Consider the following 15,308-nt stretch of genomic DNA (forward strand, 5'->3'; position numbering starts at 1 on the left):
CCATAAAAGGGATCAAGTGATGAGCAACCAACTTTCCGCAATGTTAAGCGCATGGCATGATGACCGTGACCTCACCCAATGGGTTCTCGGAACCGTTTATCGCACCGATGGATCGGCCTATCGCAAGGCCGGGGCCATGATGCTGATTAACGGCCATGGGCAACAATTTGGCCTGCTGAGTGGTGGCTGTCTGGAAGCGGACATCATCCGCAATGCGCGTAAGGCCATGCATACCGGCAAAACCGTCATGCTGACCTATGACGGCAATGACGAAGATGATTTGTCCTTCAAGCTTGGTGTGGGCTGTGGCGGCACGGTTTACATCATGCTGCAGCCATTAAATGCGCAAAACGACCTTGGGCTGTCGGATCTGTATGCCGCTTTGCGCAAACGCCAAAGCGGGCTGTATTTCCAAAAGATCAATGCTGTCGAGGGTTATTTTGAACGGGGCGCCATCGACGGCCATCCGCCTGCCCATATCGAAAAGCGGAGCGATGGCGACTGGCTCGTTACCCCGATCCAGCCTGAACCGCATGTTCTGGTGGTTGGGGGCGGCATGGATGCCCGGCCGGTCATTGACATTGCCCACACCATGGGATGGATCACGACGCTTGTCGATCCGCGCCCGGCCAATGCCCGCAAGGAACATTTCGCGCGTGCCAACACCATCCTGCGCAAGATCGACCGCGAACTGGCGGCATATGTCAGTTATCACCGGGTGGATGCGGTCATCCTGATGGCCCATAGCATCCAGATCGATGCAAGTGCGCTTAAAAACCTGCGCAACGCGCCGATCAAACATCTTTCGGCTCTTGGTCCTCGACACCGTTTTAACGAGGTTCTCGATCAGGCGGGATTGTCTTACGGTGATCTGGCTTTTGATATTTCAAGCCCGGCCGGCCTTGATATCGGTGGTCAATTGCCCGAAAGCATCGCACTGTCCATGCTCTCAGGCATTCACACGGCCCTGTTTAAACAACGTGCGGCACCGGCAATGGCACAGGCTGCGGAATGAGTATCAAAACGCCATGAGCCCCGCTGTTCCAAGCCCTGAAAAACGATTGGCTGTCCTGATACTCGCCGCCGGTGAAAGTGCGCGGTTTGGCGGGCGCAAGCAATTGGCGTTGATCAATGGCAAAGCCATGATCCGCCATACGCTTGATACGGTGAACGCCATTTTAGGCCTGCAAAGCTTTGTCGTTTTGGGGGCCTTTTCCGATGACATCGCCCCGGTGATTGGATCATCTGCAAACGTCATTCATAACGAAGACTGGTCGCGTGGCATGGGAAGTTCCATTGCGTGTGGCATGGCGGCCATTGCCCATCACGGCCAGTTTGAGGGTGTTTTGATTGCCCTTTGCGATCAGGTGAAACTGACAAGTGCCGATTATACCAAACTGATCGCGGGATTTGATGGACACCACATTATCGCCACCCGTCATGCCGATGGCGATGGTGTTCCGGCGATTTTTCCAAGCCATATGTTTGAAACGCTTCAATCCCTGTCCGGGGCATCTGGTGCGCGGAAAATCCTGAATGGGGCAAACCATGACGTCATCGGGATTGATCTGCCAAATGCCGCCATTGATATCGATACAATTGATGATCTGAAAGCCCTGCAAAGCCAGATGGCTTAACAATGAACCCCGCAGCATTTTGAATGTTTCAAGCTGACCTTGGATTGAAATTGCGCCATGCTAAGATGTCGCAGATAAAGAGATAACGTGAATGAAATCCACCGCCAACATCATGGTCCTTCTGGTCGAGGACAATATGGACCTTGCCGCAACCGTCAGTGACTATCTGACGATTGAAGGGGTCGAGTGCGACCATGCCTATGATGGTGAAACCGCCTATCAAATGGCGCTGACCGGCGAATTTGACGTCATTTTGCTTGATATCATGTTGCCGTTCCGCGACGGCATCAGCATCTGTCGCGCATTGCGCGACGAGGGGGTCGATACCCCCATCCTGATGTTGACGGCGCGTGACACGCTTGAAGACAAGGTCGAAGGTTTCCACGCCGGTGCCGATGATTATCTGGTCAAACCGTTTGAGCTGGAAGAACTTCTGCTGCGTACCCGTGTCCTGTCACGCAGGCGCAGTGGCGAGGTAAAGCGTTTTGCCCTGCAAGACCTTATGATTGATTTTGAAAACAGATCCGTGGTGCGCAGTGGCGAGAAAATAAGTGTCTCCCCAACCGGATGGACGATTTTGGAAGTTCTTGCCCAAAACAGCCCACGCGTTGTCACCCGGTCGCGCCTGTCGATGGCGCTGTGGCAGGGCGACCCGCCCGATACCAATGCGCTGAAAACGCATCTTTACAAATTGCGCAATCGGATCGACAAACCGTTTGAGCAAAATCTGATTCACACCATTCCGGGCCAGGGCGTGGCCCTTCGCGAGTAGTCATGAACACCTGTTGTGCCCCAAAAACCAAATCCTTCTCACGCTTTGTACGTAATTACGTGCTGCTGGGTCTGGTGATCACGCTGGTTCTGTATACTGCTGTACTGAACTTCTACATGCTCTATGGCAAATGGATGGTCGCGGCCTTTCAGCTTCAGCTGATTGCCGAACAATATGACGATCAGCTTGCCCGCGACCCCAACGCCCCCTTGCCCAAGGGTTTCAATATTGAATCCTTTGAACGTTTTAACGAGTTGCCCGCAGAATTGCGTGCGCATGCACGCCCAAATGACCTCGAACTTGGCGAGCTTTTCTACATCAATACCGATCAATATACCGATCAGAAAGACCCGGAAAATCCGATCTTTCTGGTGTTTCCGCACCGCTTGGCCGATGGGCGTGAAATCCTGATTTTGCAGACCTATCATGTCGGTGACGGCGAAAGCGTGTTTTTTGAACGGCTGCATAATCTGGCGTGGTTGTCCGTTCCCTTTGCCCTGATCGTGATCGGGATATTCGCATGGTTCCTGTGGATCATCGGCAAACGCCTGACGCAACCATCCGAGCATCTACAAAGCTGGGCCAACAACTTAACGGCAGACCGTCTGAATGACCCCATTCCCGATTTCGGGTTTGAAGAATTGAACGACGTTGCCCATGAACTGCATCGATCCGTTGATGAGATTGACCGGTTTGTTGCCCGTGAACGTGAATTCCTGCGCCAGGCCAGCCATGAATTGCGCACCCCGGTCACCATTGTTTCGGGCAATATCGAACTTCTTGAAAAAAGCCCGCTCAACCAGACGCAGGCGCGCGTCATGGCCCGGATTAAACGTGCCAACCGCAACATGCAGCAATTGCTTGAAACCTTGTTGTGGCTGGGCCGTGACAACATGCCCGCCGGTGCCACCGAAACCCTTAATTTCCCGGCCTTCATCGAACAGGAAATCAGCGACCTTTCCTATCTGATGGAAGGAAAGCATGTCGCATGCACCTTCACACCGGATCACACCGACACGCTCATTACGGTGTCGCGCCCGGCCTTGATGATTGTGATATCCAACCTGATCCGCAACGCGTTCCAGCACACCCCGAAAGGCCAGGTCACCATCACGCTTACCGGCAGTGAAATCCGGGTGGAAAACACCATTTCGACCTGCAACGGTGAATGCACCACCCCGCAGGGCGAAGGCATCGGCCTGCAACTTGTCCGCCGGATTTGTCAGCGCCTTGATTGGACCTGCACCCCGACACATCTTGCCAATGGCGGCATGTCGGTCACCTTTGATCCCGGTGCAGACAAGCTGGTTCAATCTGTTGTGGAACTGGCTGGCGAATAATTCCGTGATCGCGGCTTTGGTATCGAAAAAACCGCGACAAGTATTCCGCCATCGCCTATCGTCATGGAATCATGGCATTTACAATTCGACAGCTTCAATATTTCGTTGCCGTCGCCGAACAGGGAACTGTTTCGGGGGCTGCTCATATTCTGTCAATTTCACAATCTGCCGTGACCGAGGCGATCAAAGAACTTGAAGCCGATCTTGGCGTTGCCCTGTTTGACCGCCATTCGCGCGGGCTTAACATCACCCATAACGGCCATCAGTTCCTGCGTCATGCCACGACCATTCTTGCCAATGTGTCCGATGCCAAACAGGCATTTGAAGACACCGCCAAGGCCGAACAGGGTGAGTTACATCTTGGCGTGACATCATTGGTTGCGGGGTATGTCCTTTCTGACATTCTTGCACGCTATCGCCGGGCTTATCCGCATGTCACGGTCAGCGCGATTGAAGATAATGGCGATTACCTTGAACATCTTCTCATCGGTGGTGAAATTGATGTCGCGGTAATGGTGATTTCCAATCTGCGCGACCGGTTGGCCTTGCAATCGGAAATTCTCGAAGTCTCCCCCTATCGCCTGTGGCTTCCGCTTGGACATCGCCTTGCAACGGCGCAAAGCATCTCGTTGGATGACGTCACTTCCGAACCGCTGATCATGTTAACGGTCGATGAGATCGAAGAAGCCACCAGCAAGCTGTTAGGCGCCCTTGGAACGCGTCCCCGCGTTGCGTTCCGAACCCGTTCGGTCGAAGCCGTGCGAAGCCTTGTTGCCACCGGGGCTGGCTTGTCGCTTTTGCCTGATCTGGTCTACCGCCCTTGGTCGCTTGAAGGGGATCGGATTGAAAGCCGCGATGTGTCGGGCACCTTGCCGATGGTTCAGGTCGGGGTAGTCTGGCGAAAAGGATCGCCATTGTCACAAGCCGCCCGCGATTTCATCGGTTTGGCACAGGCCCACCGCGCCACACGCCTGCGTTAAAGCGACCGCAAACTGTTTCCAACCTTACGTTACCGAAGGTATCGGAAAAACCGATAATGTATTTCTGTTAAATGAAATTGTGAATGCTCCAGATCGGCGTACCCTTGGCTGCGGGAAATAAAAGTCACGTGAACTGACGCCCTGCAACTGGGAGACATCACAATGAAATCGCTACTGAAATCGGGCACGTCCGTAATGGTCATGCTTGCCTTTGCGGCCAGTCACGCCGCTGCTGCTGATATGATGACTGAACTGGGAACACCCGAAGGCCAAGTTAATATCGTTGCCTGGCCGGGCTATATCGAACGTGGTGAAACCGATGCCAATTTTGACTGGGTTACCTCGTTTGAAAAAGAAACCGGATGTCAGGTAAATGTAAAAACCGCCAACACATCCGATGAAATGGTCGCCCTGATGAATGAAGGCGGCTTTGACCTTGTTACCGCATCGGGTGATGCGTCGCTGCGCATGATTGCCGGCAAACGTGTTCAACCGGTCAATACCGACCTGATCCCAAGCTGGAACACCGTTGATGACCGTCTGAAAAGCTCGCCTTGGCACACGGTCAATGGCGTGCATTACGGAACCCCTTATCAGTGGGGACCGAACGTTTTGCTCTACAACACCGAAGCCTTTAGCGAAGCCCCGAAAAGCTGGGACGTTGTTTTCAAGGAAATGACCCTTGCTGATGGCAAATCGAACAAAGGCCGTGTTCAGGCCTATGACGGACCGATCCATATTGCCGATGCTGCCCAATATCTGATGGCACATAATCCTGAGCTTGGCATCAAAAGCCCGTATGAGCTGAATGCCGATCAATATGCCGCGGCGCTTGATCTTTTGCGCGGACAACGTGAACTGGTTTCGCGGTATTGGCATGATGCCTTCATCCAGATGGATGATTTCAAAAACGAAGGCGTGATTGCATCAGGCTCCTGGCCGTTTCAGGTTAACCTTCTTAAGGGCGAAGGCCTTCCGGTTGCCTCAACCATTCCAGAAGAAGGTGTGACCGGCTGGGCTGATACCACAATGCTTCATGCCGAAGCTGAAAACCCGAACTGTGCCTATCTTTGGATGGAACATTCCCTGTCACCGAAAGTACAGGGCGACCTTGCCGCATGGTTTGGTTCCAACCCGGCAGTTCCGGCAGCATGTAAGGGCAATGCCCTTCTTGGTGATGAAGGCTGCGCAACCAATGGCTTTGATGATTTCGAACGGGTCAGCTTCTGGCAGACCCCGGTATCGAAATGCGAAAGTCAGGGTGAATGCGTTCCGTATTATCGCTGGGTTTCGGATTATATCGGCGTGATTGGTGGTCGTTAAGGCACGGCATCGGTCATCTTTGTCTGCACCCTGCGAAGACGATTGATTTTGGGCCTGCGCATTTGATGTTTCGTACACCCGGCAACACATGCGCAACCGCCGCGATGATGAGGAACGGTCTTATCCCGCACGGATAAAGACCGTCCTCATCACCGGCCACCTGTTTGCCGTTTGGCACCACAGTTACCCGTCACATTTCCTTGCATACCCGAAATCCGCCCTTTCGCGGGCGGGCTTCAAACAACTGGTTTTTCAATGACGACTGCAGTTTCCTTTTCCAAGGTATCCCGACATTTCGGCACCGTACGCGCCGTGGATGACGTGGACCTGTCGATTGCCGAGGGTGAATTTTTCGCCATGCTTGGCCCATCTGGTTCGGGCAAAACAACCTGCCTGCGCCTGATTGCCGGGTTTGAACAACCCACCGCCGGTCATATCGAGATTTTTGGCACCAAGGTCGAAAATGTGCCGCCCTATCGGCGTAACGTAAACACGGTATTTCAGGACTATGCCCTGTTTCCGCATATGAACATTATCGACAATGTCGCCTATGGTCTGATGATACAGGGTATGGGCAAAACTGAACGCCATGCTGCGGCGAACGAGGCGCTCGAACTTGTCGCCCTTCCGGGCTATGGCGACCGTCGTCCGGGGCAACTTTCCGGCGGACAACGCCAACGTGTTGCCCTTGCCCGCGCATTGGTCAACAAGCCCAAGGTTCTTTTGCTTGATGAGCCGCTTGGCGCACTTGATCTGAAACTGCGCGAACAGATGCAGGAAGAACTTAAAACCCTGCAACGCAAACTGGGCATCACTTTTGTGTTCGTCACCCACGATCAGGGCGAAGCATTATCCATGGCCGACCGGGTCGCAGTGTTTAATGACGGTAAAATTCAGCAAATCGGAAGCCCGCAGGATATCTATCAACGCCCGCAAAGCCGCTTTGTCGCCGATTTTGTCGGATCATCGAACGTGCTTGAACCGGGTTTTGTCAAACAGCTGACCGGCACAGAAAGCTATGCCAGCCTCCGCCCCGAAGCCATCCGCATCGGCCCGTCTGATGGCCATACTGCCACAGTAATTGGCAGCAGCTATCTGGGTGGCACCACCCGTGTTGGGCTCGCACTTGGCGATATGCGCATCAATGCCCTGATCCCGGCTGATCAAGATGTGCCCGAAAACGGCGCCACGGTTCAGATCAGTTGGCAGGCAGATGAGCTTCATTTGATGGGGGGCACATCATGACGGCCGCCTCCCCCGTCAGCGCAGCAAACCAAACCAGTGCCGTTCTGCCCGGTCAGGGCGGATGGGCGGGATCGTTGTCTGATAAATTCTGGCGCAATCCGAAGCTGCTTTTGATTCTGATGCTGACGCCGCCTGCACTTTGGCTGGGCATCATTTATCTCGGATCGCTGTTTGCCCTTCTGGCGCAAAGCTTCTTTGCCATCGATGAATTTTCGGGAATGGTTCAATACGAACTGACCCTGAAAACCTATGGCGAACTGTTCCGCCCGGCCAATCTTGACATCATCATTCGCACGGTTTCGATGGCCGCCATCGTCACCCTTGGTGCGGCCTGCGTGGCTTTTCCTATTGCCTATTTCGCTGCGCGATATGCGCGGGGAAAATGGAAGGCGCTGTTTTACATCGGCGTGATGCTCCCCCTTTGGTCAAGCTATCTGGTCAAGGTTTATGCCTGGAAACTGATCCTTGCCAAGGAAGGCATTCTGACGTGGATTTTTGCCAAGCTGCATCTGACATGGCTGCTTGAAGCATGGCTTTCGATCCCGATTATTGGCGGGTATTCGTTATCGGTCAGCTACACCGGAACGTTTCTTGTGTTTCTATATGTCTGGTTGCCTTTCATGGTCTTACCGGTTCAGGCTGCCCTTGAACGTGTGCCGGGAAGCTATCTTGAAGCATCGGGGGATTTGGGTGCGACACCATCGCAAACTTTCCGCCATGTGATTTTCCCGCTGGCTTTGCCGGGGATTGTTGCCGGGTCGATTTTCACCTTCTCCTTGACCCTTGGCGATTACATCATTCCGCAAATCATCGGATCATCGCGACTGTTTATCGGTCAGGCTGTCTATGCCCAACAGGGGACTGCTGGCAACATCCCGCTCGCTGCGGCCTTTACGGTCGTGCCAATTGTCATCATGGGATTCTATCTTTGGGGTGCTAAACGCATGGGGGCTTTCGATGCGATCTGATGGAAAAACCCGCGCACCCTTTACCTTAAAAGCCGCCGCCGGACTTGGCCTTGCTTTCATGCATTTGCCAATTGCGCTGATCTTTGTCTATGCCTTTACGACGGAAGACAAATCCTATCAATGGCCGCCCCCCGGATTTACCTTGAAATGGCTGGAAGTAACGTGGAACCGCCCGGATGTGTGGGACGCCCTGAAACTGTCCCTCCAAACCGCGACGATTTCGACCCTGATTGCCATGGTGCTTGGAACCCTGTGTGCGGCGGCGGTTTCGCGAACCAAGTTTTTTGGCCGTGAAACCATATCGCTGTTGGTGATCCTGCCGATAGCTTTGCCGGGCATCATTACCGGGATTGCGCTGCGATCCGCCTTTAGCATCGCGGACATTCCGTTCTCGATCTGGACGATCATCCTGGGGCACGCAACGTTCTGCGTTGTCGTTGTTTACAACAATGCGGTTGCACGGTTCAGGAGAACGTCGGGGCCACTGGTCGAAGCATCGATGGATTTGGGCGCGAACAGTTTCCAGACATTCCGCCATGTCATTTTGCCCAATATCGGCACTGCCCTTTTGGCAGGTGGCATGCTGGCCTTTGCCCTGTCCTTTGACGAGGTGATCGTCACAACCTTTACCGCCGGACAGCAATCGACATTGCCGATCTGGATGCTGGAAGAACTTGTCCGGCCGCGCCAACGACCGGTCACCAATGTGGTGGCAATGGTTGTGGTTCTGGTCACGATCCTGCCGATCCTTGCCGCCTATTACCTGACGCGGGATGGCGATCAGGTGGCCGGATCCGGGAAATAAAAGCAACGCTATAACGATACGAACGGGAGAGCATATTATGGATACCAAGATGCTGATCGGCAGCAGCCTTGAAATGGGTGTCGAAGCCGAAGAAAATGTCATCAATCCAAAAACCGGCGAAACCATCATGATGCTGCCCGAAGCATCGATGGAACAGATCGACCGGGCGGTAAATGCCGCCGAACAGGCGTTCAAATCATGGTCACGCACCACCCCGGCTGAACGATCCAAATACCTTTTGAAAATTGCCGATCGGATCGAAGCCGAGGCCGAAGAATTCGTCAAACTTGAATCGCTTAATTGCGGCAAACCGATCAATGCCGTGCGCGATGATGAAATTCCCGCCATTGTTGATTGCTATCGTTTCTTTGCCGGTGCCGTGCGCTGTATGCAGGGATCGCTTGCCGGTGAATATATGGAAGGCCACACATCCATGATCCGCCGTGATCCGATTGGCGTGGTCGGATCCATCGCACCTTGGAACTATCCCATGATGATGATGGCCTGGAAACTGGCCCCGGCGATTGCCGGTGGTAACACGGTTGTTTTCAAGCCATCCGAACAAACGCCGCTTACCGCCCTTAAACTGGCAACAATCTTTGCCGACATCCTGCCCGAAGGTGTTGTTAACGTCATTCTGGGACGCGGTGCAACCGTGGGGAATGCGCTGATCAATCATCCCAAGGTCGATATGATTTCGATCACGGGGGACGTCGCGACGGGTAAAAAGGTTCTTCAGGCTGCGGCCAAATCGGTTAAACGCACCCATCTTGAACTCGGTGGCAAAGCACCGGTTATTGTCTTTGATGATGCCGATCTTGATGCTGTCGTTAACGGACTTCGGGCGTTTAGCTATTACAATGCAGGGCAGGATTGCACCGCGGCGTGCCGCATTTATGCCGGTCCGAAAATCTATGACAAACTGGTCGCTGATTTATCATCCGCTGTTTCAAGCATTGCCTTTGCCCGTACCGATGATGCTGAAAACGAAATCGGCCCGCTGATTTCCGAACGTCAGCGCGATCGTGTGGCAAGTTTCGTTGCCCGCGCATCGGAACAAAAACATATGGAAATCACCACCGGCGGCAAACTGCACGATGGTCCGGGCTTTTTCTATCAGCCGACGGTGATTGCCGGTGCCTTGCAAAGTGATGAAATTGTCCGTCGCGAAGTCTTTGGCCCGGTCGCATCGATCACGCGTTTCACCGATGTCGACGAAGCCGTCACATGGGCCAATGATTCCGATTACGGCCTGGCATCATCAATCTGGACCAAGGATATCTCGCGCGCCATGCAAACAAGTGCGCGCCTGCGCTATGGCTGTACCTGGATCAATACCCACTTCATGCTGGTTAATGAAATGCCCCATGGCGGTCTGAAGCAATCAGGCTATGGCAAGGATATGTCGCATTACGCGCTGGAAGATTACACCGCCGCCCGACACATCATGATCGCGCACGGTTAATCCGCCTGAAAACCTGATCATCAGACTCTACCATCAGACTACAGGGGCAGCCTTTTGGCTGCCCCGTTTCTTTTGCATAAGGATTTAGGGTCGGTGCAGTCGGGCGGCGGGATGATCGAACGTCACCCGACCATCTTTCATGCCCCAAACCGGGCGACTGATTTCCGATACCACCTGGGCCCGGCTTTGCGCCGGCAGGACGATGAAGCTTGCGGCTTCGCCGACTGCGATTTTGCTGGATCGGCCCAGCAATTTGGCAGGCGCATCCGCGACCATGGCAAAGCAGTTTTCAAGTTCTGCTTCGGTCGAAAGCTGACTGACATTGGCATAAAGGTTCGCCATGCGTGACAGCGAACAATCGCCGTAAGGCGTAAACGGGTTGAGCACATTATTCGTCGCAATCGTGCAGCATACACCATGTGCGGCCAGTTTATGTGCCGGGGCCACGCCCCGCGGAACCGAATGATCGTGATCGCGCCCGGTCAGGAAAAGATCAGTTGCCGGTAAGACCGTCAGGCCAATGCCGGCATCGCGCATGATGGCAATCGTGTCTTCCAATTCCGGCTTTGGCAAAACCGACAGCTTGGTCACATGACCAATCATCACCCGGCCTTGCCAGCCAAAAGCGATTGATTGTTTGGCCACTTCATCAAGATGCCGCCAACTGCCATCCAGATCGAAATCAAGATGGAAATCCAGATCGACATCGTAGTCGCGCGCCATTTCGAACAAGCGCAAAATCTGCCCGTTCGGATCGGTATCCATATACGGACAGCCGCCGAGCAAATCCGCACCATTATCCAAGGCGTCGCGCAGCAATTCTTCGGTCCCGGGATAATTAAACAGCCCTTCCTGCGGGAAGACGCAAATTTCAATATCCATCGCCCATGCATAATCGGCCTTCAAACGCTTGATGGCGTTAAAGCCGGTCAACCCGATGCCCGGATCGATTTCAACATGGGTGCGCACAGCGTTAGTGCCTTCGGTGATTGCCTTTTCGATCACGCGCGCGCCACGGACGTAAATGTCATCTTCGGTAAAACCGCTTTTGGCATTGGCCACCGCACGGATCGCCCCGGCAAGGGTGCCGGTTTCATTTTTCGCCCGATCGAGAATACAGGCTTTGTCCAGATGCAGATGGCTTTCGACAAAGCCGCAATTGATCAACTGACCTTCGGCATCAAAGCTTGGGGCTTCACCGGCAATCGATTGGGCAATTTCGACAATTTTTCCGTCCCGTATGGCAAGATCGACAAGCGCGTTCTCACCAGGCAGGCAGGCGTTCCTCACCAGATAATCAAGCATTTTCACATGCCACCTTTTTTTGGTTCGTATCGTCCTTCTCGCTGCCGCCCAGATAGGCGGCAATCAAACGTTCATCCTTACGCAGGTCAGCGGCCTTGCCTTCGGCAACGACCTGTCCCTGTTCAAGGACATAGGCGTAATCAGCCACCGACAGCGCCATGGTCGCCATCTGATCAACCAGAAGGATCGTCACCCCGTCATCGCGAAGCTCGCCCAGAATGGCGTAAAGTTCTTCGACCATTGCCGGTGCCAAACCAAGGGAGGGTTCATCAAGCAGCAATGCTTTTGGCTTTGCCACCAGACCACGGGCAATCGCCATCATCTGCTGTTCGCCGCCCGACAACAGCCCAGCCGGGCTGTTGATCCGGTCGCGCAAACGCGGGAAACGGTTCAGAAGGGTTTCCAGTTCGTCGGAACTCACCGGTTTTGGTTGCTTATAGGCACCCAGTTCGATGTTTTCGCGCACGGTCAGTTCCGGGAAGACCTGACGTCCTTCGGGCACAAGGATCAATCCCTGCTGGACGATCTGATGCGGGGCAAGGGCATGGATATATTCGTTATTCAAAACGATGCTGCCCTTTACCGGGCGTAGCAATCCGGCAAGTGCGGTCAGGAAGGTTGATTTGCCCGCCCCATTCGCCCCAAGCAACGCCACCATTTCACCTTGGCGGACCCGGATATCGACCGATTGCAAGACCGGTGCGGCACCATATCCCGCGGTCAGGCGCAAGGTTTCAATTACCGGTGATGCCCCGGCTTCGAACGGCACCGGACGTGGTCGGGCTTTCATTTCGCCATCGCCAAGATAGGCGGCAATCACCCGCGCATCTTTTTGCACATCCTGCGGTGCGCCAAAGATAATCGGCGTTCCGGCATCGACAGCCAAAATCTGATCGGAAATTCCCATGACCATTTCCATGTCATGTTCGACCAGAACCACCGTAATCCCGGCATCGGCCAATTGACGCAGAAGTTTTGCCAGAGACACCTTATCGGCATGCATCAAACCGGCAGCCGGTTCGTCAAGCAACAACACGCCCGGTTTGGTCGCCAACGACCTTGCGATTTCAACCAATCGCCGATCCACATGCGGAAGGTCGCCCGCCCGGGCATCAATGTCACCGTGATAGCCGCAAAAAGCCAAAAGGCCTGCTGCATGATTACGGTTTGCACTTGAGGCAATCGCACTGAACGGTTTGCCAAAACGGCCGACCGGGAAACCGGCAATCACGTTATCGATCACGGACATGTTTTCAAACAGACGGGTCGCCTGATAGGTCCGCGAAATGCCATTCCGGGCGGCAAAGTCCGTCGGCTTACCGGCAATATCCTGTCCGTCAATCCGAACAGCACCGGCAGTTGGTTTGTAAAAACCACTGATGATGTTCAACAACGTGGTTTTGCCCGCACCGTTCGGGCCAATGATCGAGGTAACCTCGCCCGGTTTGGCGGTGAAGGATACGTTGTTGACGGCCTTCACCCCGCCAAAGGCAATCGAAATATCCTCGGCACTCAGGCCATCAGACTTGGCATAGGCTTTTAACCCGGCCTCGATCTCGTCAGCGGGAATTGCAATTACACCGCGTTTTTTAAGCGGGATGAACCGTTCAACCACACCGACAATTCCGCGCGGTGCAATCAACAAAACACCGATCAGAAGTGCGCCAAAGATCAACAGACGATATTCGGCAAAATCAGCCAGCATTTCGGGCAAAAGAACCGAAACAGACGCCCCGACAAGCGGGCCAAGCACAGTCCCGGCCCCACCCAGAATGACAGCAAACAGATAGAGGATCGATTGGCTGATCGGGAAGTTCGATGGCGCAATAAACATCATCAAGGGGGCATAGAGCGCACCGGCAAGTCCCGCCATGGCCGCGGCAATGGCAAAGCCACTGGCCTTGACCGCAAAGGCATTATAGCCAAGCGAACTGGCGGCAATTTCGGCATCGCGCATGCTGGTCATGGCCATGCCCCAGCCACTGGTCGCCAACCGGCGGAAGGCAAGCAGTGCCACCCCGCCCAGAATGACGCACAGCATCACCAGATCGCTTTCGCTAAACATATAGCCAAACAGATCCGGCATCGGGAAACCCATCAAGCCGTTCTGCCCGCCGGTCAAAGCCCGCCATTCAATGGCACCATGTTCGACGATAAAGGCAAAGGCAATCGTCACCATCGCCAAAAACGGTCCGGCCATGCGCACAGCAGACAATGCAAGAACACAGCCCGTGACCCCGGCGATCAGTGTTGCCGCGATCAGGGATAACCAGAAATTCACCCCGGCCAGTGTCAGGATGGCACTGGCATAAGCGCCGATGGCAAAGAAGCCAACCTGACCAAGTGAGACCAGCCCAGTCAAACCATACAGAACGTTCAGGCCGACACATAAAACAGTCGAGATCGCGACAAGACCGATAATGAACTGGGTATAACCGCCCGTGATCGGAACACCGATCAATCCGCCAAGCACGGCGAGTAGGATCACGCTATCAAGGGCGATGGATTTGTTCATTTCGGGAATGGGATTTTTAAATTCGAATTTCATTTTCATCATCAAACCTTTTTGATCGCCGTGCGCCCAAAAAGCCCACTTGGTTTGATGGTCAGAACCGCGATCACGAGCGCGAACACGACGATAAAGGTATAGGACGAGCCGAGATAGGTGGTCACACCGGCTTCCACCAGTCCATAGATGAACCCGGCTAACATCACGCTATAGGCCGATGTCATGCCGCCCAGAATGGCCACCGCAAAGGCCTTAAGGCCAAACAGCGTTCCCATATCCGAATGCACGGAAAACAAAGGTGCGATCAAAAGCCCGGCACAACCGGCCAGCATCGATGAGATTGCAAATGAACCGGTCACCATAACTGTGGTGTTGATCCCCATCAGCTTGGCCGCCTGAAGGTTTTGCACGACGGCCAAAAGTGCGCGTCCCTGACGGGTGCGGCGGAACAAGGCATGCAGGGTCAGTGCGACACCAATGGCGGCAATCGGGATCAGGATTTGTTGCGGATAGACACCGGTACCAAACACATTCCAGCTTTCCCCGACAAGGGCGGATGGCAAGGTGCGTGGTTCATTGCCAAAGGTGAACAAAACTGCGTTATCAAGCAAAATACCGCCCGCAACCGTTGCCATAAGCCAGGCTTCCGAATTGCGCACAGCAAATGGACGGACAAGGAAAAACTCGACCAGAATACCGGCAATACCACAGCACAAAATCGCCAATGGATATCCGACAATGACCGGGAAACCGTATCTTTCACAAAAGACAAAACCCAGTACGGCCCCCAGCATGACCATGGACCCTTGGGCGAAATTGACCTTTGAGGATACCGAATAGGTTATCTGAAATCCGAGCGCGATCAGCCCGTACATACTCCCCAGACCGATACCGGTAATCAGGGCCGCGATTAATAATGTCATTGCCAGTCGCCTGCTTATGGATTGCACAAAAGTGCA

13 protein-coding genes are annotated in these 15,308 nt (G+C 54.1%); 10 read left to right on the top strand and 3 right to left on the bottom strand.

Annotated features, from left to right (window positions below):
- Window positions 1-19: 19 nt before the first annotated feature.
- The 10 genes from RIC05_RS11865 (at window position 20) to RIC05_RS11910 (ending at window position 10,535) form a co-directional block, all read left to right on the top strand.
- Window positions 20-1,015 (top strand): XdhC family protein, encoded by a 996-nt coding sequence (locus RIC05_RS11865; protein ID WP_350048684.1) that lies wholly within the window; start codon window positions 20-22, stop codon window positions 1,013-1,015.
- Between the two features lie 13 nt (window positions 1,016-1,028).
- A complete protein-coding gene (locus RIC05_RS11870; RefSeq protein WP_350048682.1) occupies window positions 1,029-1,637 on the top strand; it encodes a nucleotidyltransferase family protein in 609 nt (202 codons plus the stop codon).
- Window positions 1,638-1,728: 91 nt separating this feature from the next.
- Entirely contained in the window at window positions 1,729-2,409 is a 681-nt protein-coding gene (locus tag RIC05_RS11875) for a response regulator transcription factor (protein ID WP_350048680.1), read from the top strand.
- A 2-nt stretch (window positions 2,410-2,411) separates the two neighbouring features.
- On the top strand, window positions 2,412-3,749 hold the full coding sequence (locus RIC05_RS11880; RefSeq protein ID WP_350048678.1) for a sensor histidine kinase: 1,338 nt from the start codon (window positions 2,412-2,414) through the stop codon (window positions 3,747-3,749).
- Between the two features lie 71 nt (window positions 3,750-3,820).
- Window positions 3,821-4,729: a LysR family transcriptional regulator gene (locus RIC05_RS11885; protein ID WP_350044137.1), complete on the top strand. Its 909-nt coding sequence runs from the start codon at window positions 3,821-3,823 to the stop codon at window positions 4,727-4,729.
- Window positions 4,730-4,891: 162 nt separating this feature from the next.
- Entirely contained in the window at window positions 4,892-6,052 is a 1,161-nt protein-coding gene (locus tag RIC05_RS11890) for an ABC transporter substrate-binding protein (protein WP_350048676.1), read from the top strand.
- Between the two features lie 255 nt (window positions 6,053-6,307).
- Window positions 6,308-7,297 carry an ABC transporter ATP-binding protein gene (locus RIC05_RS11895; protein WP_350048674.1) on the top strand — a complete coding sequence of 330 codons (990 nt, stop codon included), beginning with the start codon at window positions 6,308-6,310 and terminating at the stop codon, window positions 7,295-7,297.
- Window positions 7,294-8,265: an ABC transporter permease gene (locus RIC05_RS11900; protein WP_350044140.1), complete on the top strand. Its 972-nt coding sequence runs from the start codon at window positions 7,294-7,296 to the stop codon at window positions 8,263-8,265. Before RIC05_RS11895 ends, RIC05_RS11900 begins: the two co-directional genes overlap by 4 nt.
- Window positions 8,255-9,070 (top strand): ABC transporter permease, encoded by an 816-nt coding sequence (locus RIC05_RS11905; protein ID WP_350048672.1) that lies wholly within the window; start codon window positions 8,255-8,257, stop codon window positions 9,068-9,070. The genes RIC05_RS11900 and RIC05_RS11905 overlap by 11 nt, the downstream gene beginning before the upstream one ends.
- Before the next feature lie 37 nt (window positions 9,071-9,107).
- Window positions 9,108-10,535, top strand: a complete 1,428-nt coding sequence (locus RIC05_RS11910) for a gamma-aminobutyraldehyde dehydrogenase (RefSeq protein ID WP_350048670.1) — start codon at window positions 9,108-9,110, stop codon at window positions 10,533-10,535.
- Between the two features lie 84 nt (window positions 10,536-10,619).
- Here RIC05_RS11910 and RIC05_RS11915 read toward each other — a convergent pair whose 3' ends face one another.
- From RIC05_RS11915 to RIC05_RS11925, 3 genes are read right to left on the bottom strand one after another with little or no spacing between them, the layout of a single operon-like run.
- Complete coding sequence (locus tag RIC05_RS11915) at window positions 10,620-11,840, bottom strand: amidohydrolase family protein (RefSeq protein WP_350048668.1); 1,221 nt, start codon at window positions 11,838-11,840, stop codon at window positions 10,620-10,622.
- Window positions 11,833-14,388, bottom strand: a complete 2,556-nt coding sequence (locus RIC05_RS11920; RefSeq protein ID WP_350048666.1) for a branched-chain amino acid ABC transporter ATP-binding protein/permease — start codon at window positions 14,386-14,388, stop codon at window positions 11,833-11,835. The genes RIC05_RS11915 and RIC05_RS11920 overlap by 8 nt, the downstream gene beginning before the upstream one ends.
- Window positions 14,389-14,396: 8 nt before the next feature.
- Window positions 14,397-15,272, bottom strand: a complete 876-nt coding sequence (locus RIC05_RS11925) for a branched-chain amino acid ABC transporter permease (RefSeq protein ID WP_350044145.1) — start codon at window positions 15,270-15,272, stop codon at window positions 14,397-14,399.
- Window positions 15,273-15,308 lie beyond the last annotated feature (36 nt).

This window comes from Thalassospira sp. (assembly GCF_040218635.1).
In the GTDB taxonomy this organism is placed as follows: Bacteria; Pseudomonadota; Alphaproteobacteria; order Rhodospirillales; family Thalassospiraceae; genus Thalassospira.

Coding starts and splice junctions, on each gene's coding strand:
- RIC05_RS11895 (WP_350048674.1), top strand. CDS start 6,308: ATGACGACTGCAGTTTCCTTTTCCAAGGTATCCCGACATTTCGGCACC.
- RIC05_RS11890 (WP_350048676.1), top strand. CDS start 4,892: ATGAAATCGCTACTGAAATCGGGCACGTCCGTAATGGTCATGCTTGCC.
- RIC05_RS11925 (WP_350044145.1), bottom strand. CDS start 15,272: ATGACATTATTAATCGCGGCCCTGATTACCGGTATCGGTCTGGGGAGT.
- RIC05_RS11885 (WP_350044137.1), top strand. CDS start 3,821: ATGGCATTTACAATTCGACAGCTTCAATATTTCGTTGCCGTCGCCGAA.
- RIC05_RS11865 (WP_350048684.1), top strand. CDS start 20: ATGAGCAACCAACTTTCCGCAATGTTAAGCGCATGGCATGATGACCGT.
- RIC05_RS11905 (WP_350048672.1), top strand. CDS start 8,255: ATGCGATCTGATGGAAAAACCCGCGCACCCTTTACCTTAAAAGCCGCC.
- RIC05_RS11920 (WP_350048666.1), bottom strand. CDS start 14,388: ATGAAATTCGAATTTAAAAATCCCATTCCCGAAATGAACAAATCCATC.
- RIC05_RS11870 (WP_350048682.1), top strand. CDS start 1,029: ATGAGCCCCGCTGTTCCAAGCCCTGAAAAACGATTGGCTGTCCTGATA.
- RIC05_RS11875 (WP_350048680.1), top strand. CDS start 1,729: ATGAAATCCACCGCCAACATCATGGTCCTTCTGGTCGAGGACAATATG.
- RIC05_RS11900 (WP_350044140.1), top strand. CDS start 7,294: ATGACGGCCGCCTCCCCCGTCAGCGCAGCAAACCAAACCAGTGCCGTT.
- RIC05_RS11910 (WP_350048670.1), top strand. CDS start 9,108: ATGGATACCAAGATGCTGATCGGCAGCAGCCTTGAAATGGGTGTCGAA.
- RIC05_RS11880 (WP_350048678.1), top strand. CDS start 2,412: ATGAACACCTGTTGTGCCCCAAAAACCAAATCCTTCTCACGCTTTGTA.
- RIC05_RS11915 (WP_350048668.1), bottom strand. CDS start 11,840: ATGCTTGATTATCTGGTGAGGAACGCCTGCCTGCCTGGTGAGAACGCG.